This is a genomic window from Paenibacillus sp. EC2-1 (genome assembly GCF_049311625.1).
Taxonomy (GTDB): Bacteria; Bacillota; Bacilli; order Paenibacillales; family Paenibacillaceae; genus Paenibacillus_AQ.
This window is the reverse complement of sequence record NZ_CP186006.1, coordinates 2,486,350-2,512,340: the sequence shown is the minus strand read 5'-3', so window position 1 is coordinate 2,512,340 and position 25,991 is coordinate 2,486,350. Positions and strand designations below refer to the sequence as shown.

23 protein-coding genes are annotated in these 25,991 nt (G+C 41.4%); 4 read left to right on the top strand and 19 right to left on the bottom strand.

Annotated elements, in window-relative coordinates; translation table 11 throughout:
* Nucleotides 1-160 precede the first annotated feature (160 nt).
* Entirely contained in the window at nt 161-1,039 is an 879-nt protein-coding gene (locus tag ACK8P5_RS11885) for an AraC family transcriptional regulator (RefSeq protein ID WP_422661133.1), read from the top strand.
* A 122-nt stretch (nt 1,040-1,161) separates the two neighbouring features.
* On the opposite strand, the gene ACK8P5_RS11880 is transcribed toward ACK8P5_RS11885, so the two are convergent.
* The 8 genes from ACK8P5_RS11880 to ACK8P5_RS11845 form a co-directional block, all read right to left on the bottom strand.
* On the bottom strand, nt 1,162-3,108 hold the full coding sequence (locus tag ACK8P5_RS11880) for a glycoside hydrolase family 97 N-terminal domain-containing protein (protein WP_422661132.1): 1,947 nt from the start codon (nt 3,106-3,108) through the stop codon (nt 1,162-1,164).
* A 129-nt stretch (nt 3,109-3,237) separates the two neighbouring features.
* The gene (locus ACK8P5_RS11875) at nt 3,238-4,335 is read right to left on the bottom strand and encodes a mandelate racemase/muconate lactonizing enzyme family protein (protein ID WP_422661131.1); all 1,098 of its coding nucleotides are present in this window, start codon (nt 4,333-4,335) and stop codon (nt 3,238-3,240) included.
* A gap of 13 nt (nt 4,336-4,348) precedes the next feature.
* Nucleotides 4,349-4,675, bottom strand: a complete 327-nt coding sequence (locus ACK8P5_RS11870) for an SDR family NAD(P)-dependent oxidoreductase (protein WP_422661130.1) — start codon at nt 4,673-4,675, stop codon at nt 4,349-4,351.
* Between the two features lie 32 nt (nt 4,676-4,707).
* A complete protein-coding gene (locus ACK8P5_RS11865; RefSeq protein ID WP_422661129.1) occupies nt 4,708-5,619 on the bottom strand; it encodes a metallophosphoesterase family protein in 912 nt (303 codons plus the stop codon).
* A 68-nt stretch (nt 5,620-5,687) separates the two neighbouring features.
* Nucleotides 5,688-6,608, bottom strand: coding sequence for a fumarylacetoacetate hydrolase family protein (locus ACK8P5_RS11860; protein ID WP_422661128.1), 921 nt, complete (start codon nt 6,606-6,608; stop codon nt 5,688-5,690).
* Between the two features lie 41 nt (nt 6,609-6,649).
* Nucleotides 6,650-7,423, bottom strand: coding sequence for an SDR family NAD(P)-dependent oxidoreductase (locus ACK8P5_RS11855; RefSeq protein ID WP_422661127.1), 774 nt, complete (start codon nt 7,421-7,423; stop codon nt 6,650-6,652).
* Nucleotides 7,420-8,181: an IclR family transcriptional regulator gene (locus tag ACK8P5_RS11850; RefSeq protein WP_422661126.1), complete on the bottom strand. Its 762-nt coding sequence runs from the start codon at nt 8,179-8,181 to the stop codon at nt 7,420-7,422. The genes ACK8P5_RS11855 and ACK8P5_RS11850 overlap by 4 nt, the downstream gene beginning before the upstream one ends.
* Nucleotides 8,182-8,404: 223 nt before the next feature.
* Nucleotides 8,405-9,226, bottom strand: a complete 822-nt coding sequence (locus ACK8P5_RS11845; RefSeq protein ID WP_422661125.1) for a phytanoyl-CoA dioxygenase family protein — start codon at nt 9,224-9,226, stop codon at nt 8,405-8,407.
* Nucleotides 9,227-9,327: 101 nt separating this feature from the next.
* On the opposite strand from ACK8P5_RS11845, the gene ACK8P5_RS11840 reads away from it, so the two are divergent.
* Nucleotides 9,328-10,230, top strand: a complete 903-nt coding sequence (locus ACK8P5_RS11840; RefSeq protein WP_422661124.1) for a helix-turn-helix domain-containing protein — start codon at nt 9,328-9,330, stop codon at nt 10,228-10,230.
* A 126-nt stretch (nt 10,231-10,356) separates the two neighbouring features.
* Here the strand turns inward: ACK8P5_RS11840 and ACK8P5_RS11835 are convergent, their stop codons facing one another.
* The 11 genes from ACK8P5_RS11835 to ACK8P5_RS11785 all read right to left on the bottom strand — a co-directional run bounded on the left by ACK8P5_RS11835 (nt 10,357) and on the right by ACK8P5_RS11785 (nt 24,628).
* Entirely contained in the window at nt 10,357-11,625 is a 1,269-nt protein-coding gene (locus ACK8P5_RS11835; protein ID WP_422661123.1) for an MFS transporter, read from the bottom strand.
* 29 nt (nt 11,626-11,654) lie between these two features.
* Nucleotides 11,655-12,152: a DinB family protein gene (locus ACK8P5_RS11830; protein WP_422661122.1), complete on the bottom strand. Its 498-nt coding sequence runs from the start codon at nt 12,150-12,152 to the stop codon at nt 11,655-11,657.
* A gap of 132 nt (nt 12,153-12,284) precedes the next feature.
* The gene (locus ACK8P5_RS11825; RefSeq protein ID WP_422661121.1) at nt 12,285-13,217 is read right to left on the bottom strand and encodes a hypothetical protein; all 933 of its coding nucleotides are present in this window, start codon (nt 13,215-13,217) and stop codon (nt 12,285-12,287) included.
* A 39-nt stretch (nt 13,218-13,256) separates the two neighbouring features.
* Entirely contained in the window at nt 13,257-14,081 is an 825-nt protein-coding gene (locus ACK8P5_RS11820) for a phytanoyl-CoA dioxygenase family protein (protein WP_422661120.1), read from the bottom strand.
* A gap of 105 nt (nt 14,082-14,186) precedes the next feature.
* Nucleotides 14,187-16,958 (bottom strand): endo-beta-N-acetylglucosaminidase, encoded by a 2,772-nt coding sequence (locus ACK8P5_RS11815; RefSeq protein ID WP_422661119.1) that lies wholly within the window; start codon nt 16,956-16,958, stop codon nt 14,187-14,189.
* A gap of 214 nt (nt 16,959-17,172) precedes the next feature.
* Nucleotides 17,173-18,729, bottom strand: coding sequence for an extracellular solute-binding protein (locus ACK8P5_RS11810; protein ID WP_422661118.1), 1,557 nt, complete (start codon nt 18,727-18,729; stop codon nt 17,173-17,175).
* A 20-nt stretch (nt 18,730-18,749) separates the two neighbouring features.
* Nucleotides 18,750-19,616, bottom strand: coding sequence for a carbohydrate ABC transporter permease (locus tag ACK8P5_RS11805; RefSeq protein WP_422661117.1), 867 nt, complete (start codon nt 19,614-19,616; stop codon nt 18,750-18,752).
* Nucleotides 19,617-19,671: 55 nt separating this feature from the next.
* On the bottom strand, nt 19,672-20,622 hold the full coding sequence (locus ACK8P5_RS11800; RefSeq protein ID WP_422661116.1) for an ABC transporter permease: 951 nt from the start codon (nt 20,620-20,622) through the stop codon (nt 19,672-19,674).
* A 196-nt stretch (nt 20,623-20,818) separates the two neighbouring features.
* Nucleotides 20,819-23,116 carry a helix-turn-helix domain-containing protein gene (locus tag ACK8P5_RS11795; protein WP_422661115.1) on the bottom strand — a complete coding sequence of 766 codons (2,298 nt, stop codon included), beginning with the start codon at nt 23,114-23,116 and terminating at the stop codon, nt 20,819-20,821.
* A 152-nt stretch (nt 23,117-23,268) separates the two neighbouring features.
* Nucleotides 23,269-24,186: an HPr(Ser) kinase/phosphatase gene (gene hprK, locus ACK8P5_RS11790; protein ID WP_422661114.1), complete on the bottom strand. Its 918-nt coding sequence runs from the start codon at nt 24,184-24,186 to the stop codon at nt 23,269-23,271.
* Nucleotides 24,187-24,313: 127 nt separating this feature from the next.
* The gene (locus tag ACK8P5_RS11785) at nt 24,314-24,628 is read right to left on the bottom strand and encodes a hypothetical protein (RefSeq protein ID WP_422661113.1); all 315 of its coding nucleotides are present in this window, start codon (nt 24,626-24,628) and stop codon (nt 24,314-24,316) included.
* Nucleotides 24,629-25,082: 454 nt separating this feature from the next.
* Between ACK8P5_RS11785 and ACK8P5_RS11780 the strand changes: the two genes are divergently transcribed.
* Both ACK8P5_RS11780 and ACK8P5_RS11775 read left to right on the top strand, forming a co-directional pair.
* Nucleotides 25,083-25,490, top strand: coding sequence for a helix-turn-helix domain-containing protein (locus ACK8P5_RS11780; RefSeq protein WP_422661112.1), 408 nt, complete (start codon nt 25,083-25,085; stop codon nt 25,488-25,490).
* Nucleotides 25,487-25,969, top strand: a complete 483-nt coding sequence (locus ACK8P5_RS11775) for a hypothetical protein (protein ID WP_422661111.1) — start codon at nt 25,487-25,489, stop codon at nt 25,967-25,969. The genes ACK8P5_RS11780 and ACK8P5_RS11775 overlap by 4 nt, the downstream gene beginning before the upstream one ends.
* Nucleotides 25,970-25,991: the final 22 nt, after the last annotated feature.

Here is a 25,991-nt window from a genome sequence, read left to right as displayed (position 1 = left end):
GATCGGCACACTGCCCTTTCTCATATATTATGATATACCTATAATGTAAACGTTCTATTTTCGTTTGTATTTATCTCATATCTACAAATAGGTTTCCAATAGAACACTATATTCTCGTTGCTACATAGGTGTGCTATACTCTGTTTTAGAGGTGAATCGCTTGTCTGAAGAAGTCATTTTCTTACAACCCATCGAAGCTGCACAGCTCGTTGAGGGATTCTATTTCCCGCCCTATATCTCTCTCGCACATGTTTTTAATGCGTCTACGGGATGGACTATAGGCCCAAGACGAATCCGACAATATCAATTTCAATATGTAATAGCTGGTGCAGCGACCTATAGGATCGAAAATCGCCACTATGAGACGAAAAAAGGCGATCTAATTCTGCATTTTCCAAACGAGGAGCATGAAGTAAAGACCATTAAAGGTTTACCGTATATATGCGTTTCTATAGTATTTCATTTTGGTCAAACCCCGTTTCCGCTTGAAGAGCTTCTTCCTCGTATACATTACCTTGGAAACTTTGAGAACACCTCCCTTGAATCAAACCTTACAGCAATACCCGCCGAGTATCATCAACCTGAACGATTGCATCGGCTTCGTTCACAGTCATTATTGATGGAAGTTATCTATACCATTTTGAGTAGTCAGAAAAACAATCACAAAATAGCAGCTCCCTCAGAACACACTGAAGCCGGAAACAAGAATAAACGAAGACATGCGAACCTAGTTTTGTTGAAAAACTATGTAAAAGATCATTTTGCCGAAAATATCTCATACGAAGAGTTGGAGAAGCTCTCTGGATGGACAAAAAATTATATTATTTTGCGTTTCAAGAAGACGTATAATATTACTCCAATGCAATTCCAAATCCAACTTCGAATAGAACGTGCTAAAGAACTGGCTATACAGAGCAATTTGAGCATTACAGAAATAGCCCACCAAATTGGTTATGCCGATGTTCACACTTTCGGAAAGATATTTAAGAGGAAATCAGGGCTTAGCCTGTCTGAGTTTTGTTCATCATTATTGTATTAACTTCCTTGTAGCTGAAAGATGCACCCTCATTGTTCATTGAAGCATACTTCTATGTTTACAATGACCAATGTTAGGGTGCATTTCTATATGAATCAAAATGATATTAGTCTACATTTTCACACTCAACTAATAGGGACGATTCTCATAGCCAACCCTTGATTTCCACCAATTTTACATTTTATGATCTTGTTTTTGGTAACCTCTATCTTTTCGATTTTCACCTTGGTTCTAGTTTGTAACGTATCCTCATCGGAATAAACCGTGGTGATATATTGCCGGTCTATCGACAAGAATGACAAACTTATTTCGAAAGTCCGCTCTTCTTGGGCGTTCATGACGCCTACGAACCAGTCATCTCCCTTTCTTCTGGCCATCGTAACGAATTTTCCGATTTCGCCTTGAAGCACCCTTGTCTCGTCCCAAGTCGTCGACAAACGGTCGAAAAATTCCAACTCTGGCTCTTCGGTTATGATATTCGCAAGGGAAGCATAATCCCGAGTCTCTTCGGCCTGCTCAATGATATCAGCACCGGCGGCAAAAGAACCGACAGGCCGATCGTACCAATACAAGAATTGAAGTGGACTAAACAAGACGACCGCCTTAGCCAACTGATAAGCATGGCTCCAATACTCGTCAACCCGCTTATCGAAGTAACAAACCGTATGATCCCCAGGTCCTGCAAGCATCCGGGTAAATACGATAGTCAACGTATTTTCAGCAGGTTGTTTCTCCTCATCTCCACGAATGCCCTCCTGCGTCAGCAGGTTGGGATATGTACGTTGATAGCCGGTTGGTCGGTATTCGTCGTGAATCGTGAGAACGAAGCCATAACTAACAGCTTTGCGTACGCATTCGTGTAGCCATGACGTCCAGCGCTGCGTGCCTACTTCGACAAAACCGTACTTGATCCCGTCGACTCCCCATTCCTTGAATAGGGGCAGCAATTCGTCCAGTTGATTAACCATCGCTCGATGATTAATATACAGAATCACGCCAATTCCGTGTTCTTTGGCATAACGTATCGATAGTTCCATGTCAAGTGGCCCCTTATACCGTCCAGGGTCGATCGACACCGATGTTGCATCGGACGCCCAATCATATTCTACTCCATACCAACCTGCATCGAACTCGATGTACTGTATGTTATGCCTCACGGCAAAATTCACTGCGGCAATTCCGCCCTCAGTCGTAAGCGTTATTTCACGCAGTACTTTACCGGGGCGAATGAACGAAGGATCCGCTATCGCGCAAGGATCGTTCAAATTCATAATCATTTCGTTCTGCTCATACAGATGAGCCGGCGTATCCGCTAGCATAATGACGCGCCAAGGCGTATCAAACGACGTGTCAGCCGTTACCTTGACCATGCTTATTTCGCTCAAATCTCTCAGCGTCTCTTCTTCCTGAAAGCAATAGAGGGGCTTGCCGGTCAGCTCGCAAGTAAGTGTAAAACTTGATCCTTCTTCGCGGGACAGCTTCATTCTCGCGTAGTTAACAAGTTTCGCCTCTGCCAAGGCGATATAAGGTCCCCCGTCGAATTCAAGCACAAGCGGTCGCTCGCAGCCCTGCTTCATTTTACCGATTGTCGTTTTCTCATAAGAGCCTTGTGCTGTATAGGTAGCATACAGAACATGGTCTTCGAGAAAAGCAAACGAAGTTAGCTCTTTCCGAATGGCTGTCCGTTTCATCCCCTCGCATCTCTCTAGTCTGTACTTGAAAGAAACTCCGCTATCGTAAAGTCTGAAGGTCAACAAGAGCTTGCGTCGTAATTTGTTCCGTTCCGTTACATGTATGACGTATTCCTTATAGTGATCACGAATACGTTTATTCTCTCCCGCTACAGGTTCCCAATCGCTATCGTATTCAGCTGACTCGGAACGTACAAGCTCGAACTCGTCGATCAAATCCGGTACGTCCATCAACTCAAATCCTAATCGTGACCAATCCAAAATCGGCCTCCCCGAATAGCGAACCCGATAGGTTAAACATCCTTTCTTTCCTTCAAAATCTTGTACAGCAAACTCCGCATTGATTTTGCTATTCGGCGACTCCATTTTAATCCTGTTCATTCTTTATTGCTCCTCCCAAATAAAGAAAAGCAAGACCTGTAGTATCGTTGTCTTCCTTCATAGATGTCCATCATTCGCCAATCACACTTCCAGATCGAATCACAATTGCTTATCTCCCTTTTATTAGCTTTATCTCACTCGGTACTCATTGAAAAACTTAGGCAGAATGGTTGTCGAAGCTCCAGGCATTTCAGGAAGTACATAATGCCCCTCACTTACAGTCGCAGGCTCTTCAAAAATGTGACGGATCCAAGGAATATATTCCAACATAATTGCATTTTGTGTAGATGCTACAAGATGTTGATGAACTTGGCCCATATCGCCAACATGCGGACAAATTGGAATATCGTAAGAAGCAGCTAAGCCTGCCACCTGCAGCCACTCCGTTATTCCACCTACACGGGTTACATCAACTTGACAATATTCGATTGCACCTTGATGTATATAGTCTCTGAAGGCATATTTGTTATACACATGCTCCCCCAAAGCAATAGGAACGTTTAACTCGTCAGCGAGTTTTTTGTGACCCATAATATCATCAGGATTGAGCGGCTCCTCTAGCCAGAACAGATCGAATTCTTCTAGCTTTTTCCCCCATGTCATGGCGGTATTTATATTCCACTGCTGATTGACGTCGATCATGAAGATCACATCATCGCCGATTGCCTTTCGTACTGCTTTGCAGCGATCATAATCTTCACGCGGATCTGGCTTACCGACTTTGATTTTAACGCCTGTAAAGCCTGACTCTACAATCTCAGTTACATCCTTAAGCAGGCGCTCTTTCGACCAGTTCAACCAGCCGCCGTTTGTATTATAAGCTTTAATCGGTTTAGATTTAGCTCCTCCAAGGTATTGCCATAGTGGTTTATTCGAGGCTTTCGCCATAATGTCCCATAACGCAATATCCACAGCTGCAAGTGCCATATGCGCTATTCCAGATCTGCCGATCCAATGCATTTTTCCAAAACGCATATCATCCCATAGTGCTTTGACCATAAATGGATCTTTGCCTATTAAAAGAGGTGCATAATATTTATCGATCGTATCGACGATCATATCATCGCCATGAGCACAAGTCCCCGTGTAACCGTATCCAACAAAGCCTTCGTCTGTAAAGATACGAACCCCGGATAATCCCCAATGGGTGGCTGCGTTAATCGCATCTGTAATCGGCGGTGTTATCGGAACATGTAAGACAAAGCTTTCTACTTTAGTTATCATCATTTTGTACATCTCCTTAGTTTTGAGAATGTAGTGTATGTATTATATCTTCATCAGTAAGGTAAAATGATGCTGCGTTATTCACGATTACATCCAGCTGACCATATACGTCTAGGGTCTCTTGGATTAGCGCACGGACGTCCGCTTCCTTTGAAACGTCAGCCATCACTCCTGCAGCATGTTGTCCGGCTGCTACTAGCTCCACTGCCAATCTTGTGGCTTCCTTCTCATTCCAGTCTTCGATTATAACCTTCGCGCCTTGATCGGCGAATAAACGTACAATCGCTTCACCGATTCCTGATCCGCCTCCTGTCACGATGACCGTTTTTTCAGTAAGAAGCACCTTTCTTCACCTCTATTCATCTTCAAGAAGTACTAGTATTGATTTCCTGATTGATCAGAAGCCAGTGCATTCCTTACCGTAAAGTGTGCTTCTTCCACCCAAGTACCAGTTGTAAAATCACGGCCTCTAACAAGTACGCTCTCCTCGTACACTTCCACGAAAAACCCTTCGCTACCCGCTTTTTTGACATCTTCGTCCGTCCACAAATACGCGACTGAACTAGCATTAAACATAGTCGCACTTCCGTTACCTCCAAAGATTGTATTGGGCGAGACGAGTACCCAATGCGTATGGCCTGTGAATAAAATGGTCTGCGGATGACAGTTCAAGATCGCCTTCATCTCTTCGTCCTGGTTAACTCCGTACCAACCTTGGGTTTCTGAAGAGCCGGCAACGGTATTCTTTAAAGGTTGATGCAGGAAAACGAATTTCGGTTTACCGGAAGCTGCCTTCTCCGCCAATTTAGCATCGAGCCAGATTAACTGCGTTTCCGACAAGTCGGCGAATTCGTTAGTCCCTTCTTCCGTTCCCAGAAAAATAAAATGGTATCCGTTGATCCAATGATCGTGATAATGGCCCGGCATTCCTGTTTTGTCCATAAAGTTTCCAAGAAGCTCCCGCCAATCGCATGTGCCGGCATCCTTTCGCCACGGTTGATCTGCGACATCATGATTGCCGGACGTCACCAGCAAATCAGGTAATCCCATTCTGTTCTCACTCCAGATGCGATGAACTTCTGCATATTCTTTATCGTCGCCGGAATCTGTCAAATCGCCGACATGCATAATGCCGACGCTGTCCGGAGCGGTCGCCTTAATATCACGTAACGCTTGGCCAAATTGTAAATTGTGAACGTGCTCGGGATTCGTCGTGATATGGGTATCAGTAATGACCTGGAAGCGTATGATCGGTTGTTCCGTTGGTGAAGTGTAAGAATGTTCCATAAATAATTACCTCCTTCTAATCAATGACCAGCCTCAAACGATGTCTTGTTTCTCGAACTTCTTCACCCTTACGCTAATTCATTTTCCTTAACCAGCCTATTCGTCAACTTACCCAGTTTCTCTATCTCGATTGTAACGATGTCACCATCCTTTAAGTAAACCTGTTCTTCTTCGGGATACCCGAGGACGACACCTTCAGGTGTTCCGGTCAGGATAATGTCTCCAGGTACAAGAGTCATATGTTGCGAAATATAGCTCACGATCTCGTCGCATTGGAATATCATGTCCGACGTATTTGAATACTGACGCACCTCTCCATTGACCGTGCATTTAATATCCAATTCATTCGGGTTTCCGATTTCATCCGCTGTAACCAGATACGGTCCAAGAGGAGAGAATTTATCGCATGACTTGCCTAATAGCCATTGTTGTGTCCTTAACTGCAAGTCACGCGCGGACAGATCGTTCACGTTGCAATAACCAAACACGTGATTAAGCGCGTCCTCTTTAGTAACATACTTAGCCGTTTTTCCGATCACGATGACGAGCTCCGCCTCGTAATCTACTTTCTTCGATACTCTTGGTAGAGGAATATCCTCGCCATGTCCGGTCAATGTGTTATTGAATTTATTGAACAGAATTGGATATTGAGGGATCGATGCATTCGTTTCTTCTGCATGCTTGCGATAATTAAGACCGACACAGATGATCTTATTCGGATGGGTCACACAGGGACCGAGTTTCAACTTCGCTTCATCGATCAGGTATGAACAGTCGTTATCAACCAACTCCAATGCTTGTGTTACAAATTGAGCAAGCCTCGATACAGCTGCTTCACCACCGTCAATCACTTCGTGAACAGTCATCGGTACAGATTCCCCATTGGGTGTTGGCGCATGCATGAATGCGCTTTCAACATCAAGTACACCTTTTTCTGTTACGACCCCGAATTGGTAGTTATTCTCTCGAACAAATGTTAATAGTTTCATTATTAAAGCCCCTTCCATTTGCTTTTGTGATTTACTGCTGTTTACGCATTTTTTCCGAAAGTAGCGCCTCCATCGATATACAGGGGAGAGCCCATCATAAATTTCGATTCATCCGAGGCAAGGAATAATGCAGCCTGTGCAACATCCTCAGGTGAACCGAGTTCCTCACTTAGCTGACGTTTCTTGATAGAAGCAATCGCAGTTTCTGGATCATCGTAGGATGTTTTTAGGTAATTCTCAACGAATGGTGTTAGGATTGTACCAGGTAATAGGGCATTTACTCGGATATTATATATAGCGTAATCTACTTGCATGGACTTCGTCAGTGCTAAGACTGCTCCCTTGGTTGCTGAATAAGACGCCCTTCTGGCTAAACCAATTTCTGCTACGCAGGATGACATATTGATAATGTTACCAGATTTACGTTCCATCATATGTGGCAGTACATATTTGGAAGGCAAGTATACTCCCCGAATATTAACCTGAATAACCTGGTCCCATGCCTCAGGCTCGATTTCATGCAAAGCTCCTACGCCACTAATTCCCGCGTTGTTAAAGAGCACATCAATATGACCATATTTTTCAATGATTTGATTTACCATCTGGAGTACAGATTCCGGATTTGTCACGTCTGCATGAATGAAATGCCCCTCTCCTCCGGCAGCATGAATATCCATTACAGTCTCTCTTCCTTTAGCCTCATTCAAATCGTTTACAATTACAGTTGCTCCCTCACGAGCAAATAGCATTGCCGAACTTTTACCGATCCCGGAACCTGCTCCCGTTATTAAGATGATTTTATTTTCTAATCTCATTTGCTGCCTCCATAGAAATGAGATAAACGATTCGCTAATTGACGAATTTCAGCTTCTGCTAACTCCTTCTTCTTCTCCCAAATATGCTGAGGCATGGAGCAGCTCACGGCAGCGATTGCTTCACCTGATTGGGATAAGATTGGGGCTGAAACGCAGCAGAACCCAACAATAACTTCGTGTTCATCGAAGGCAATCCCTTCGTCGAGTATTATCCTCAGTTGCTTTACGAGATCAGTCTTCGTTTTCAATGAAAACTCAGTAGCACTCGTTAATTCTTGTGTCGGATATAAAGAATCTAGCTCCGTATCATCTAAGAACGACAACAGCACTTTTCCGAGCGCAGTAACATGAGCAGGAAACTTCGTACCAGGACCAGAGGCTAGCCTGACTATAGTTGGCGCTTCCTCCTTAGCTAGATATAACACTTCATCACCTTCAAGCTGGGCCAATTGAATCGTCTCCTGTAGACGGTCTCTCGTTACGATCGCTTCTTGGTGGAACGACGTGATCAAATTCTGCCCTTGCGAGTAAGCATTGCCCCACCTCCCTGTCGCAGAGCCGATAGCATACGTGTCGTTAATATTTTTTTCCACCCAATTAAGCGCTTCCATCGTCTGCAATATGGAGTACATAGAACTCTTATGTATACTAAGCTCATTGGACATATCAATTAATCGATACTTATGAGGTTCTTCTGACACAAGACGTAATATCCCATCAGCTTTCTCCAAAGCTGGCACCCAATATTTTTTGTCCATTCAACCACCCTTTGTTTTTTTATACAAAACCTAGGTTTTTCATACAAATCCATTCTATCGTGCCCTCATTTTTTTCGCAATCTAAAATTTACAAAAAACGCGGTAGACCCCAAGCAAGAAGACTTGGGGTAGTGCCGTGGCTGTTATTGTTTGATCCCTATCATGTTTTCTTGTCATAATTCTTTTATTATTCGCTTTACAATATAAGTTACCGCTAAAAGAGCTATGGATAAACAATAGGATTAAGGGGGCTTGCTGCAATATCTCCTGGTTTACATCCTGGAAACCAATTTTCTAAGTCACTTCTTCTTGCATTGCTATCTGGTTCAGCAATAGTCAGCCCATCCGCCATATAGATAATGGTCATCACTTCACGCATGCGATCCGTTGGATTGCCTGGAGCGCTGTGGAGGGTCCATCCCGCGTGAAAAGTAGCATCTCCAGCTGCCATGGCGCCGTACTTTACTTGCTCTATACCCTTACCTTCTATGTAGTCCTTAAAGGTACGGTGTGACTCATCCGAAATCTCCTGCTTCGAAATATATCCATTACGATGGGTAGACGAAGCAAAGGTCATAGACCCGACATCCTCTGAAACTGGAACAAGTGGCATCCATAACGTTATTGTTTTGTCAGTGTCCAATGGCCAATATATTTGATCCTGATGCCATGGCGTATGTCCGCCACCGGGTTCTTTGAATAATGCTTGATCATGATAAATTCTTACGGACGGTACTCCCATCAGCTCAGCAGCTACTTTTGCAAAACGACGTGCCATAACAAACTTTTCAACAGAATCGCTCATTCTCCATAGGTTTGAGATTTGAATAAATGCTTTACCATACGTATCCCGTTCATGCAGCGGTTTGGTATGGTTATTTTGTGCTTTTACCAGATCACTGATAACCTCCTGATAAACGGAGACTTCATCGTGTTTCGCCAGTCCTCTCACAATTGTATGTCCATCGCGCTGGTAGTTACGGATTTGCTCATCTGGAAGATAATACGCCTCGTCCAAATTAGGAAGGTTGTTGATTTTGCTCATTAGGGTTCATCTCCTTTTCAATCGTTCATTCATTACATGGCTATTGTAAGAGGTTTTGACAGTTTGGTCTTTATATGACATGATCGTTTTACTTGTATAAAATGACTGAATCTAAAGGTGACTACATGAATCTGTACTCATTTGCTAACACCCATCCCATTGTTCCCTACATAAGAGAAAGCGATTTCGCGGTACGTTCCGCCTATTATTCTCCATACCGGAAACTTCTCGATTATTTGATCATCTATATACAAAAAGGAGAACTCACGGTCGTTGCCGATGGAACTAAATATCAGCTCTTAGAAGGGCAATTCTGTCTACTTCAACCTGGAACTGTTCATGATTTACAAGCCTTTGCTGATAATGCAACACCCTTTGCTCATATGGACTTTTTCTTCCATACGGAAAGAGAGAACAGCTTTCCAACAAAACCTGGTCAGATCGATCTACATTCCTTCCAGCATCTCATGCAGCCAAGGCTTAACGACTTCGAAGGTTTAGCCATTCCGGTTCTGCTAGAGCCAAGCAAGTCATACCTTTATCGTAATTTGCTAATGGATATGATAGAAAGCTGGCTTGAACCGAAGCCCTTATCCAAATTAAAGGCGCAAGCACTAGCCACCCAGCTCCTTCATCACATCATTCAAGACCACTCTAATCCTGTCAGTCTTAGATCAAGTCATCCACATGATCTAGATTGGATTCCGTCTTATTTTTCTTTTCATCTTGCCGAAACACTGAACATACAAGACTTAGCTAAGCGAGCCAATCTTTCCACTTCTCGATTCCGAGCCGTTTTTCGTGAGCGCTACGGAGCTCCACCGCATCAGTACCTAATTAATATCCGACTGGATCATGCAAAGGAACTGTTGTCCTCCAGCACATATTCGATTGCAAAAATAGCTGAATATTGTGGTTTTTCGGATATCAGCCATTTTTCAAACATGTTTCGAAACCGAGAGGGCTTGTCACCAGGAGTCTTTAGGGGGTATACGAAAAAGTAATTAAGTTCACTATCCTGAAAGTTACTATTCAGAAAAAGAGTAGAGAAGCTTACTGAACAGTCCTAATTATGATAAATCATAGTTGCAATATGAAAAACCGACTCTAAACACAGAGTCGGTTTCTCATCATAAATGGACTTGCTTCTCACTTTTGTCTTGCCGTCGCCATAGCATAACTGGAATCAGTAATAATGAAAGCATGCTACCGGCCAATGCAAGGGTTGCGTAACTGGAATGAGCTACCACCGTACCAGAAAATGCTCCACCAGATGCTCCCGCAAGAGCAATGAAAACATCAACAGAACCCTGTACTTTAGCACGATTTAGGGGTGTTGTTGCATCGACAATTAATGCTGTACCGCTTATCAAACCAAAATTCCATCCCAATCCCAACAAACAAAGCGCAAGGATCAAAAGCGGAAGTGAATCAACGGGTGCAATAGCAGCTACTATTCCAGCCAGCAGGAGAGTAACTCCAGAAGCCATAGCCATCGCAGTACGACCGATTTTATCCACCAGAATACCGGTGATCAGAGATGGGAGATACATAGACCCAATATGAATACCAATGACGAGACCAACATCACCTAATCCATACCCATGATGTTTCATATGTACAGGTGTCATTGTCATGATAGCCACCATGACAATTTGCGTTAAGATCATAACCATGGCACCAATCGTGATACCGCGTCTACCTGATGCTCTATGACTTGTTTCATTCACAGAAAGAGTATTTCCATCCGCTTTTTCACGTAAAGCAATGGCACTCGCTACTAATAAAGGGTCTGGTCGTAGGAAAAACAAAAGAACGAGTCCTGCAAGGATGTAAGCTGCTGCGGCCAATAAAAATGGTCCAGCTAAACTAGGAATACCAAGTGAAAGAGCGAAATCGCCTGTAACATTCACTAGATTCGGACCTGCAACTGCACCGAATGTTGTGAACACCATTGCCATACTGACTGCAGTGGCTCGCTGCTTAGAACTGGCTAGATCTGTCCCTGCATAACGTGCTTGTAAATTCGTTGCCATACCAGCGCCATAGATTAGTAATGATAGTAAGAGTAACATAAAACTATTTGTCATCATGGCGATCACAACCCCGATCGCTCCTATCCCACCCGTTAAAAACCCCATCCCTAGTCCAATACTGCGTCCATGGCGCTGGGAGAGACGGCCGACTAGCAAGGCTGCTCCTGCCGATCCTAATGTAAACAATGCAGTGGGTACTCCCGTAAAGTTATCCGTACCTAGCATATTTTGAGCTACAAGAGCACCGACCGTAATTCCTGCAGCAAGACCTGCGCCTCCGAAAATTTGAGAAATAATAACGACGATTAAAGTTCGCCGGTACAATTGGTGTCGTTTCTCTGATGAATCAACATATACTTGCATTGAAGATGGGATCTTCTTTAAGCCAAAAATCATTGTCCCAACTCGTCGGCAGATGGACCATAATGTCCGGGCACCGGAATGTCAAGAAGTCTTAAATATACTCCAAGCTGAGCTCGGTGATGGATCATGTGACTTAATCCAAAGGTGCGAAGTGCAATGGCTCGGGGCTGACGAAGAATGATATGTTCACCATTTCGCAAGGTCCACTCCTCAGCGAGTGTTTTTACGTCAGATTCAGATAGCAGCTGTTCAAGTTTGGCGACGTTTGTGTCGAATTCCTGTAGCAAATCTTCGCATTTCTCCAAAGCTTCCCTTTGACGAGGCATAGTCGAAAGATCCAATTCAAGATAAAGAAGAATAGCCATTTGCCAGTTCAGTAAGTTAACTAGATGCGTAGCCAGGCCACCTAATGTCATCGACTTTGTGTGAGGTCTCCATGTCAATTTCTCATCGGGCAAAGACGTAAGCACGCGGCGCGTCATTGCCAGTTCGTTCAATACATCGCCAATGATTAATTGTTTTTCCATCGTTTACCTCCTTTTTATATGGCTAGAATACTATATCAAATATCGAGTGTCTATAAACATCTTCTACATAAAATAAACCTGCAAGTCCCAATCCATTAGGGCTTGCAGGTTTACATATTTAATCAAGGTAAACTAAGCGCGTGTAAGTTTTGTTACACGTCCATCGGAAATCCATTCAGCAACATAAACAGAACCTTTGGAATCGACACACACACCGTGTGGTGAGCTAAACTTTGTATCTCGGTAATATGACTTAGGCAAATTCGGCCATCCGGCTTGTTTATAAGCCTGTTGATCTTCACCTAAATGACAGATCAATCGATCCTGTTTATCGAAAATCGTAACCCTGCTATTCAAGTCTGGAAAGTACATGTCCTCTCCATGAAAGTAAAAGCTGCAAGGCTGATCCATATCATCAACAATATCTCTTTTGAAATCGCCCTCTAAAGTAAAGACTTGAATTCGATGATTACCACGATCAGCAACATAAACTTCTTCTACACCATTGCGTGTATCGATGGAAATGCCATGTGGACAGTTTAATTGTCCCTGCTCTGAACCTTTTCCACCCCAAGAACGAATATATTCACCTGCAGCGGTATACTGATGAATCCAGCTTTGTCCGTATCCATCAGCTACATAAATATGACCATGTGCCGAAACAGCCACGTCAGTTGGGATATATTGCAATTCTTCGTTATATATATCGGGACGATCTGGTGTACCGAGTGTCAACAAGTGCTTTCCGTTTAGATCCATTTTCACAACTTGACCACGAGCGGTGTCTGTAATAAAGAGGTATTCAGCATCTTGATCCTTATGAAGATAGAATCCGTGTGCACCATCTTCAAACTCCTCGCCCCAAGCCGAAATGAAATTACCAAACTCATCAAATTTGAAAATAGAAGGTGCACCAGCATGAAAAATATAAACGTTATCTTGTTGATCTACGACAATGCCATGAGTATACCCAAACACTAAATGAGCAGGTAGCTTAGCCCAGCCTGGCACTAGATTATAGCTTCGTAGTGTATTCCCTAATTGTGGAGGTAAGTTTGTTATCATATTTCCCTCCTCCTATTCATCGTTTAGTATTATTACTTCTTACTTGGAATACAGTAACGGAAAGAATTCATTATCGAACTTCTGTCCGAATTGCGGACGAGGTCCGAGCAAACGAACATTATCATGCCGAGCTTTTCCCTCTTGGTAGGATGTATCTCCAGGCATTAGATGAGCAACAATCGATAGTCGCGGCTGATCCGTGAAGTTCGTTGAAGATCCATGAAACGTGAGTGCATGGTGGAAACTTGCTTGACCCGCTTTCAGAATACAAGGCTCCTCTACCCATTCACGCGTTGCAAAACGCTGTTTCAGCTTTTCCATATCCTGCTCGAAGAAAGTATCACTTCCCTCGACAGCACCCCACTTATGTGAACCTAGAATCGTCATCATACCACCGTTATTCAGATCCGTATCTTGCAAAGCAATCCACACCGTTACCATATTGGTTGTATTACTTGCTCGCCAAAAGGCGTAATCCTGATGCCAGCCTACATTACCTAGATTGGTTTCTTGCCCTGACGTACCCGGCTTATAAATGACTTGATCATGCCAAAGACGAATTTCGTCCTCATTCAGCAGATTCGCAGCCATTTCTCCTAAGTTCGAATCGGTGACAACACGCTGAACTTCATCGTTTACCCACCAGCCATTATCGAATTTACGAAGAGCGTAAGGATTATCAGAAAGCTTGAAATCATGAAGAGGTTGACCATTTCCATCGTAATCTTTATTCCATATTCGCTCATGAGCGCCTCGCAGACGATTAATCGTTTCGTCATCTAACAATTTGGGACTGATCCAGTATCCATCTTGATCAAATTTCTCTTTGTCTGCTGCTGTAATGTTATACGGTATAACTCCCATAACCGACACCTCATCTTTAGTTAAATTAACTTGCTTCGCTTATTCTAAACGACAAGTTAATCGGATACTTTCCAGAACCTATTGAATAGGATTAGAAACAAATAATTAATTGACGGTTATATATTTTGTCTCTGACATATTCCCCATATAATCTTCTAATGAAATACCAATAATGGACCCTTTAGCAGGTACAGCCATTCCTTTTAGGTCATGATAGCCTCGAATAAAGTAATCGGTTGTCTCGCCATTATACTTTTTCGCAGGTTTTACAGCTTCCCCATTGATCGTAATGTACATATGCCACCAATCTTTCGAAGAAGGTACATCTATACCTAATTTTGCACCATCGATATAGTAGCTTCCATCAAAAGGTTCAGCAAAAACATCTTTCATTTTACCCGCTGAACTGATCGTGTCTATGATGTTACCTTTCGAATCCAAAGTGGATATTTTCAATAGATACCGATCATCATCTTTTACTGGTACTTCGAATTGGTCAGATCCCCGTTTTTTATCAACAGTTTTGGTGTACGTATCTTTTCTACCATCGGTAAAACTTAGGTCGAATCGAATATGACTACCACGACTTTCTCTTCCCCAGTTTATCTTCAATCCTTCAGAGTTCGCTTCAACTTTTACATTTGAAATGAAATTCTTCCTGTTAAGTTGAATGATAGCTGGCTCACTTTCCGTATGATCACGTCCAACAGCCGTTAATTTTAGAGACTCAACATGTTTATCTAAGTTTTTCACATAGAAATTATCGCCATATATACCGCCTAAAAATTCCTCTTTACCATTATTCAGTTGGGCATAAAGATGGTATTGTTTTACCTTGCTATAATCTTCTAGGTTCCATGTAACATTCATTTCATCGGTAGTAAATCTATCTTTGACTTTAAACCCGATTGGCTTATTAGGCGTGTAATTTTGCCCATCTGTGAGTTTAAGCTCACCAATGTTCACTTGATACTTTTGAATTGATTCACCCTTAGGATCAAATGCTAGTCCTAGAGCTGCAATTTCTCTATTGTCGTAAGCGCTTAAATCGAGTTCTACTGTAACATAGCCTTTTGTTCTCTCACCGCTCTTAGGTACAGTGATATATTCAACTTGATCCGGTGCATCTTTAAAGACAAGCCCTAACTGAATTTCTGATCGATCTTTGGCTGATGTCTTGTTATACGTAATCGATGCTGATGATGTATTCTTAATGTCTAAATCTGTTTTATACAAGCGTAGGAAGTTCTTCGCATCTAAAGTTCCGTTTACAACTAAAGAGCTTCCCCCTTTGTATCCGCCAATCTGTTGGTAAGTGAATTTGTCACCGTTTTCCACCTTGTCGCCATAATCAAAATCCACTTGCAGCTTGCTTCCCTCTGTATCGATCCACCATTGCCACGTCGGAAGAATATCCTGTACATTGATGTTTGACCATTCTTCATCATTGGATACTTTTCCATTCATATAGTATTTCATCCCATGTCCTGTGTTAAAGTTCGTCACAAATGTGCTGTCATTAATGACAGAACGTTCTGTGATGTATCTAGAAATCCCTGTCCATTCCGAAGCGTCTTTCACACCGACATCAGGTCTTGCGTACCCTTTCTGTTCTTCCGTATTTGTAGGATCAATCTTAACGCCTGTATACCACATGCGTTCACGCTCAGCGATCATCCACTGATGATCATCATCTCCGCGAAGGTTCTTACTCGGATCGCCTAGATGTTCATCCAATGCATGCTGAACAAAGTTTCCACCTAATGTTGCGATCGATGTCAGTGGATTCCCTGTCTCTTGATCTAAAATAACATCCAAATTTCGAGTCGAGTTATGAGCTCCTCCAAAGCTGCCCATTCCTGCCTCTACACCAGAGAAGACAGTTTTTAGCGGATCAATCCCTCTTCTCTTCGCTTCTTCAACGGTTTTCTTTATATACCTTTGATCCGTGCTATCTCCGTTATTCCAACCATCCGGTGAATTCCAGTTATAATTCATAAATACAGAGTTGTTAATGGTTCCACCCATCTCGTCATCTCGAATAAAAGAACTGTGGGATGGAATAAGCGACGGCTGATAGGTCAGTTTCCCCTGTGTATCATCCACCGTGTCATACCACTGTGTGTATATTCCTGCATCAATCAATGTTTTTGTGAATGCTTTATATTTCTTAATATGTTCAGGTTTGATCGATGTCTCTTGATTAAAGAAATACCCGTCAAAACCGAAGTATTCCTTCATCTCAATGAGCTTCTCGGCTACAGGAAACGTCCCATCTTCACGTTGTTTAAGCAAAAGATCATAAGGCTGACCTCCACGAGGGATAAATAGCGTACCTATCGATTTCACGCCGTTTTTGTGCGCTGCATTTGTATATGCCGGATTGGGCAGGTCCAAGATACCAAATTCAAAAGCCCTCTTCTCCCATGATTCATTAGGGTCATATAAGCTTAACGGTACATCTTCTGTTGTCTGTCCGTGCCAGCCACCATAATAGTCTGTGTACTGCCAGAAATTATATAAATAGTTCGAGAACTCATTGTTGTAAGGTGTTGCTCCAAAGAAATAGAAGTCATAATCCCCAGTCAGATTAAAAAACTCAGTTTCAGGACTAAGCTTAGGATTCGCTTGTGTTGCTGCAAACGCTTGGTTTCTATTTTGTAATGGAACATGGGCTCTCAATCGTTCAGCATCCGGATCCGTCTCTGGAGACCAATTCTCAATGTCCACTGCTCTGTATCCATGTGTGATGGGTTGATTTTTCTTATAAGCTGCGTCACCGGTCGGTGGTATGGAATCTCCTGCAAACACATGAATCGGAGTTGTTGAAAGCGCAACCATAAGTGTAGTTACTAGTGCTACTTTTCTTTTTTTCACAAGTCTTTCCTCCTAGTATTTATTGTGGCATTCAACATGAAATGGAACCTCGAGTAAATCGTCCGTAACTTCCCCCCTATCATGTTTGAGATCGTATTTCATTTGGTTAATCAATAAGCCGCATTTTACAATGCGGCTTTCTCATCATTTTACTGAAATAGGTATGACTCGTATTTGAAAATACGAGTCATTCTTTTGTCTAATATGGACATTCTTACTGAGCATCATAGGCTGCTTGAACTGCTGCTAGTACTTTATCTCCACCTTGTTCGCGCCACTTTTTAGATAACTCTGCTAATCCACTCTCAATCTCTAGCTTCCCTGCAATCATATCAATGTAATATTGGTTGGTTAACTCGCCCAAAATACCGGTTCCGAATACACCACCAAACTCGATTTCTTCAGGAGTCGTCGTATTTACTAGATTCGGCACTAAATTTGCTGTCGCGATTTCTACAGATTGTTTCGCACGATCAGCCTGAGGTTCAGTTTGTGGAAGATAATTACGCGTTAACGGCCACACAACATTCCCCCATGCCAGTGGGTGGGACCAGCCATTAGATGCGAAGTTATCTTTTGCACGCTCTTCTTCATTGTACTTGATTTCGTCCCCATTCTTCGTATAATGCACCCCTTCAAGTCCGAGTTCCAATAACTCTCTTCCTTCAGGTGACAGCATGAACTCGAGGAACATTGCAACTTTCTTAGGGTCTTTCGCTTTAGTAGTAATTGCTGTAAATAAGCCTCCCTTCGGCTTACCAACAACACCGTGTTTACCTTCTGGGCCTGCTGGAGGATCAATAAAGCCTAGTTTTCCTGTTGGCGTTAACTCCTGCAAGCTTGTTTCTAGTCTATTAACATGTCTAAACAGCGGAGTAATCATAAATCCTGCCTTACCTTGAAAGAACTTCTCTTCACGCTTTTGATTATCGTTAAGTAAATATTCTGGATCGATCAGTTTCTCATTCCATAACTTATGAATGTACTCTACGCCTTGTTTAAATGCAGGATGTTCGAATGCAGGTGCAACTTTTCCGTTCTCATCCAAAACCCAGTCACCATAAGGCAAACCATAAGCATAAAAGATAAAGTTAAAAGAACCGTTAAAACCATTTGACTTGGAACCTGTTAAGCCATAAGTATCATTTGCTCCATTCTGATCGGGATCGTTATGTGTAATTGCTTTTAACACTTCATAGAAATCATCTAATGTTTTTGGAGGCTCTACCTTCAACGCTTCAAGCCAATCAGCGCGATAAGCTAAAGTTGCGTTTAATTTCTCTTCGATAAAAGGATAACCATAAAACTTACTGTCAACAGCAGTCCATGCAAGTTCACCTTCTAACTTTTCCTTAACCGTCGGCATTTCAGGCAAAAAATCATTCAAAGGAACAAGTAATCCTTCCTCAATCCATTGACTTAACGAGGAGGATGGATACTGCGCTGTGACTAAATCCGGAAAATCACCGGTTGCCATCGCTACATTAACCTTTTCAAAGCCGCCCTCGGGTACAAACTTAATTTCTAGATCAATGCCTAAACGCTTATTGATCTCTGCAATTATACGGTCACCGGGTTGAATGGGTTTTGCTGCCGCATCTCCCGGTGTTAGATACACGATTTTAAGCGGCTCTTCATTACCAGAAGCTGAGTCTGAACTGTTCTGAGATTTTACAGTTTCTCCACTGTTACCGGAACAACCGATTAGCATGCTGAAAGAAAGAAATAAACAAATGATTGATATCATTTTCCGTTTTGTATTCTGTTTCATAAATTCTCCCCCTTTAAATTCTATTCTTTAACTGCGCCAAGTGTTGCGCCTTGTACAAAATACCGCTGGAAAAATGGATATATCATCATAACCGGAATCGTTGAAATCATTATCGAAGCCATCTTGATCGATTGTCCAAGAAGGAATGGACTATCCCCTCCTGTCTGATACATCGCTTCATTGTCAATTAACATTGCTCTCATAAATAATTGTAACGGCCAAATGTCCTTATCTGTCACATACATGACTGCTGTGAAGAATTCATTCCATTTGGAGACCGCATAGAATAATGAGATCGTTGCAATCGCCGGCATAGATAATGGGAGTACCACCCGTAATAAAATACGAAAATCACCACATCCATCAATACGTGCTGCTTCTTCAAGACTTTCTGGAACCGAAGTCATAAAGGTTCGCATAATGATGAGATTATAAGTCTGTATCATGAGTGGCATAATCATTGCCCACACTGTGTTCATCATGCCAAGTTGCTTCACAACAAGATAGGTAGGGATAATTCCTCCGCTGAACATCATGGTGAATACAATCAAGAACATGATCGCTCTACCGCCAGGTAAATAACTTTTAGATAATGCGTAAGCCGCTAATGTAGTAACGATCATACTCAGAATCGTACCGAAAACGGTAACAAAGATACTCACGCCATACGATTTCCAAAGCTGCTCCATCCCAATAATATATTCATAAGCTTCGAATGTAATCGCTTTCGGAAATAAGTGCAAGCTGGATTGCATGCTTTCATTTATGGGTGTAATAGATACAATGAGTGAATCCCAGAACGGAAAAAGGGTTATTAAAGTGATCAACCCTAGGAAAGTATAATTGCATACCTGAAATAATTTGGCACCCAGCCCGGAATTGTTCATGTGTGATATCCCCCTACATCTAATTCGTAATAGCTATCGATTGAATAAATTCGAATTAGAATATACCTTGATTACCCTTTCTACGTGCAAGCTGATTAGCCAAGATTAATAGGATAAAGTTTATAATCGACTTAAATAATCCTATGGCTGCCGCTAAACTAAACTTACCATCAGCTAATCCTGTTCGATATACATAAGTGTCTATAATATCAGCAACACGGTATACACCTGGATGATACAATACAAATATTTGTTCGAAACCCGCTTCCATCAAACTTCCAATCCGTAGTATCAACAGAATCATAATCGTTGCTCGAATACTAGGCAGTGTTACATGCCAAATACGCTGCATACGATTCGCTCCATCCATCCAAGCTGCTTCGTATAACGAAGGGTTCACACCAGCTAAAGCCGCCATATAGATAATGGTATTCCAGCCAAACTCTTTCCAGATCATGGAGCCCACTAACGTAGAACGGAAATAAGACTCATCACTTAGAAACCCAACGCTTGATCCTCCGAGTGAGCGTATAAACTGATTCACAACTCCCGTATCTGTGGACAGCATATTAATAAGTAACCCGCCCATAATGACCCATGAAATAAAGTGTGGCAAATAAATAATCGTTTGAACCGTTCTTTTAAAGATTAATTTACGCACTTCATTAAGTAAAAGCGCTACAATTAATGGCAAGGGAAAGCCAAAGAATAATCTGTACAAACTAATAACAATCGTGTTCCAGAATACTTCCCAGAACTTATCTAGCTTCATTAACGCCTCGAAATGCTTCAAACCGACCCATGGGCTATCACTGATCCCCTTAATAATACTGAACTGTTTGAATGCAATCGTTGCACCGTACATGGGGTAATAATGAAATATGATGTAGTAAGCGAGTGCCGGGAGCAGCATCAGATACAAATTACGATAACGTATTACTCGTCTGACACCGTCCAGTTTACTTCTCTTTATCTGAACACTTAATCTCGTTGTAGGTGTTTCCAAGATATTAACCTCCTTTCTACTCCTTTATTGAAAGCACTTTCATAATAAGGTGCATTCTCATGAGCCAACAAGAATCAATCGCTATGATTAGACTGATTTTATTGAAATTCTGGAGTATCATTTGATCAGATTAGCTTCATTTCATTGAAGTTATGCTGATAAATAGCTTGGTAAAAGTTCCGAAAATAAAAAACGGCTATTGCAGCCGCTTTTCAATTTCTTTATTTCGATACTCACTCGGGGTTAGACCTGTAAATTTTTTAATCGTCCGATTTAAGCTTTGTTTATTAAAACCAGACATATCAGCAACATCGTTAATACTTAGGTCAGTGTCAGTTAGTAAACGACATGCTTCCTTGAATCGAATTTCCGTTAAATAATCAATAAATGTCATACCCGTTGTGTTCTTAAACAGCTTGGATACATAGTTGCTATTCATATAGATCATATCTGATACAAGCTGAAGACTGAGCGGCTCTTGATAGTGCTCCCGAATATAGGCAACCAGTTTCATCATCACCTCGGAATGCTTCGAGTGACTTCTAGACGCAAGGCTTCTAGAAATACCCTCCATGATGTGCAAGAGATATATGCTCATTTCCTCTGTGGTCCTGAGTTTAGAGAATTCATAATGCCATGTACTGCTCTCGATATCCTCATCGGACAGCGAAAGTTCAATTCGTACCTTAACTAAGGCATTGAATAGATTAGATAATATAACATGCTTCAAATACATTCCTGATTGCTCATCATGCTGAAGCTGTTCAATGATCATGTTCTTCGTTTCTACTGCTTTATCATAATTACCTGATTTCAGTTCACTTGTTAGGCTGTCAATACATTGCTGATAGTTTATAAAGGAGTTGCGGTTCGCACGGTTTACATTCAGGTCGTGTATCGATATAATACTGCCTTTACCAGAGACCTTCTCATAATTCAAGACTTCAACAGCTTCTTCATAAGATAGGTGGATATCGCTTAGTCGTTCATATAAGCCGCCTATACCAATGGTAATAACATCAAGCAACTCAATATTCTCAGCAGTCTGCTGTTGTATTTTTGCAGCGAAACGCTTCATTTCTTCTGCTTGTCGCTCATCACTCTGCCACTCCTCACGATGTACAATAATAACATCATGCTTATGATAAGCACCGATATATGCACCTTTGTAAGTCTTTACAACAAGCTGCTCTACAATCGTTCTAAGCTGGAAAGAAATCCAGTTTTTCATCTTCTCATCCACCTGCACGGCTATGTGGTCCGTCACAAGATGCACTCTTAACACAAGTACAATATAATTAGCTTGTCCCAAGTCCATTTGATAATAATCTAGTTGCTCTCTCGTTTCGGCCTCATCCGTTAAGTTGCCAGATAATATGTTCATTAGCAAATGATCACGTAGCAGTAACTCCTGGCTTTGAAACTTAAGAAGAAATGTTTTATTTTCTGATTGTATCGCGTCAATTGAGGTACGAATATAACTGAATTCATCTTGGTGTTTCTGACGTCCTCCCGTGTTCAGTGCAAGTGCTTGTACCAAGTTATGAATAGGTCGATAATGACGATTGGATATAATGTATGCTAGCAGTAATCCAACAGCAAGTCCGATTGCCGAAATCAAAATGGTCATTAAAATAACATCTTGTGACCGTTTAAACACATCATTATAGGGATTTAGCGTTACATATATCCAATCATTAATCGGAGAACGTAAATAAGTGATGAACATATCCGTCCCATCCATATTTTGAACAAAGTAACCGCTTTTCTCATCGCTGAATGCCGACATATCCACCCAATCAAAGCGATCCAGCAACACACTCTTATCTTTATAAGACAATACCTCTCCGTCACTGTTCAAAATAGCTACGTTACCAAGTTTCCGGTTGTTCGTGTTCACAACAGCATTATAGAGAACATCTTCCTTCAAATTAATGATTAATGCACCCATCTTCTTCTGGTTTCTAAATGGTGTACTGACCATGTAACTAATCAAATGCTCCTCCCCGTTAGCATTGGAGACTAAGCGATTAGCCACCCATGTTGAAGTAAGCTTTGAACTTAAGAAACGCTCTAATGTTTCACGATTAGAAAACTCACTTAATTTGTTAATGCCTGAACTGGATATGAGCTTTTTATTATTTGCACTATATAAATATATCGAATGAATATAATTTGAAGAGGTAATCCTTGTTTCAATGGTTTGAGAGGTTTCAAGCAAAAAGCGATATTCATCTTCCAAGACCCAAGGTAACATAACTGATTTCAGAACACTTGAGTTTAAACTGAGCGAGGTAGTCATCTGTTGTACTTCATTCATCGTCTGGTCAACGATTTTGATAGTTTGAGATAGCAACTCTATATTTGCTCCAACAATCTCATCCTTTAATAAGTTGGATGTATAGTTATACAATAACAATGCCAGTAGACTAATACTGACAACGATGACAACCGCAAGTTGAATCAGTAAGCGCAGATAGATCGATCTCTTCATTCGACTCCCCCTACCAGATCTATACATTAACTAATAACATCCATGGTATCGCTTTCATTTTATCTAATAATTATATATCATAACTAAAATATTCTTCATAAGAAAAATAAATAGAAAAAGCCGCGATTTACGCGACTCTTTAAAAGGTATTTTCATGATTGCATCTTGTTTTCGATTCGCTGCATAAAATCTTCAGCAGCGCTATAACCCAATTGTTTAAGATACCAGCTATTAGCTGCCGCTTCAATCAAGCTAGCTACATCACGACCTGGCTGAAGTTGAACTTCGATATGTGGAATTTGAATACCGAGATATTCAGTGAATTGTGGTACCACTTCCAGTTCATTATTAAGTGAGTTCTCCTGCCACGGGGACAGCTCGATATCTAGCACAATTCGAGTCTCATCTTGAAATGCGGTACGTCCATATTGACGTACAACATTGATCAAACCAAGACTACGGAGGGCTAGAAACTCACGACTTGTCTCGTTATGCGTACCAAGAAGTGTTGTAGGTCCGAGCTTTTTAAGTACTACAATATCATCTGCTACAAACCGATGCCCTTTTCGAATGAGTGTATGGGCCGTCTCACTTTTCCCAATCCCTGATCTACCTCGGAGTAGGATTCCTATTCCCGCTACATTCACACAAACCGCATGTATCGACATTTCTGGTGCTAATGCCTTAACCAAATAACTATCCAGCTTCGCAATGAAATCAGTTGTCTTCTCGGTAGTACGGAGCAACGGTATGCCCTCTTGATCACAGAACATGGTCAGATAAGGAATCTCTTGTTGTCCCGACGTAACGATAAAGCAAGGCGGATGATATTTAACGATATTGCCAATATGCAACTGTCGATCTTCTATACTAAGTGTCAACAGATAGGTGATTTCTTTACGTCCTAGTACCTGCACTCGTTCCATTGGAAAAAAATCGAAGTACCCAACAAACTCGAGTCCAGGTCTATGTGTTTGAGGACGTGTAATGACACGATCCATTCGATTGGCACCTGCAAGTACTTCCAAACTAAACTTTTCCGTAAGGCTATGAACAGTGATCGATTTCATGTTGTTATCCTCCTGCGGCTAAGGTGTAACTAGTTTACGCCTGATATTTAATGCCGTATTCGGATATATTCAACAACCAATCGATTCTTTCCTGCAAGTGAGTATCTATTTAATTTCAATGTATTAATTATGCGAGTGATCCACTCTTTATTATTTCCTCTCTTATGTACTTCCAGTGTCTCCAGAGTATGTTCGAATAGTCGAAGCGTGCATCATCATAAGTTTGCCGTGCCTTAAGCGCTGTCTTTCGAGCTTCCAGAGCGTCTAGAACAATAGTTTCCAATTCATCGAAAGCGCTTTCTACGCGATTACTGATAATATAGCGAGCTCTCTGTTCCTGCATCCGAGCACCGGTTGCTAGTAAGTTCATATTTTCCCGAGCAAGACGTAAATTTTCCAAGGCCTCTGTTTCTTCTCGCTGCAGATTTTCTCTGTAATTCATGTTGTCATTACCTCGCTTTTCATAATCTCGCTATAATTAATCTTAAATCACCTTTTAGCGCTTACTTTTTCAACGACTTATTCTTTATTCAGTCATCCTGTCCGCGCTTACTATCATGTACTCAATTTAATCCTCAAGCATTAATTTAGTCAACTTCCAATATATAACACGTACTCATCTGTATATTGATTCTTCTCCATGGGTTATGCTTGAAATTAGGTCATTAATTATGGCATTTGGCACTAAATAGAACGGGGTTTTCAAACCAAAAAAAAACTGCTAGAATATCGAATGTCAAAACGAAACAAATATGGGACCAGCCTTTTGTCGTCTTACACTAGGGAAGCCTTAGCATTCTGATTGGGTCATGTTTCCTCTTATACTTGGGCATGTGAATAACAACATGTTTCATGATTAAGAACACACATTAATTCCCGTGAAAAGGATCTTTCATATGAATGAAGAAATCAAAAATAAAAAACGAGTGACGCCAGAATACCTTGAAGTCGGAAAATATATCAAGTCTATACGAAAACATCACGGAGAGACTCTGATCCGTCTCGGCTGTGACTTTGACCTAAGCGCAAACTATATTTCTGAGATAGAACGAGGCGTTAAACCGCCTAGTGAACAGTTTATTAATAAATTCTGCGAACGATTCAAGATAGAACCAAAAGAGGTTTATTCAAGATTAAAGCGAGCTCCAGAACATGCTGTGGAAGAATTAAATACGAATATTGTTGCACAGGAATTACTCCTCGAAATTGGGAAGAACAAAAAATTAAAACAACAGGATAAAGAACGAATTTACAACCAACTTTTACAATGGTATAAAGAGGTCATTGATACGCCGAAGAAGTGAAGGTAAATTGGTTAAAGAAATATGAGACTGACACGAAGGAGATACCTCACTTGATTTTCGCTGACTTCTACACTAACCTCATCGGCCCATACTGGACTCATGTTATTAAGAATGGTTTTATATTTGTATCTGGTATGATTGTCGGCCCTATACTCATTTCTTTTTTACTAGGGCGAGAATTCAAAAAATATAGCAGTAGAAAGACGATGGAAAAAGAAGTCTTATTTTTTGCATTCCGCGAAAATGGCGTATTTCATAGTTTTACGAACCCCCGCAGGGTATCGGATTGGTTTTATATCGTAACCATGCAATACTTCTTTCACTACATGTGTAGAAAAAAACAGCAAGTGACTGTCAAATTTAATGACCTGTATCGTTCAAGAATTGCAGCTTTAATTTTTGTAATTATAGCAATCATACTCGTCATATATGGCTTGTATCAATGCTTTAACATCACAAGCTTTTATCCCGAGAATTAAGAACAAACTTATAAAAAACCGA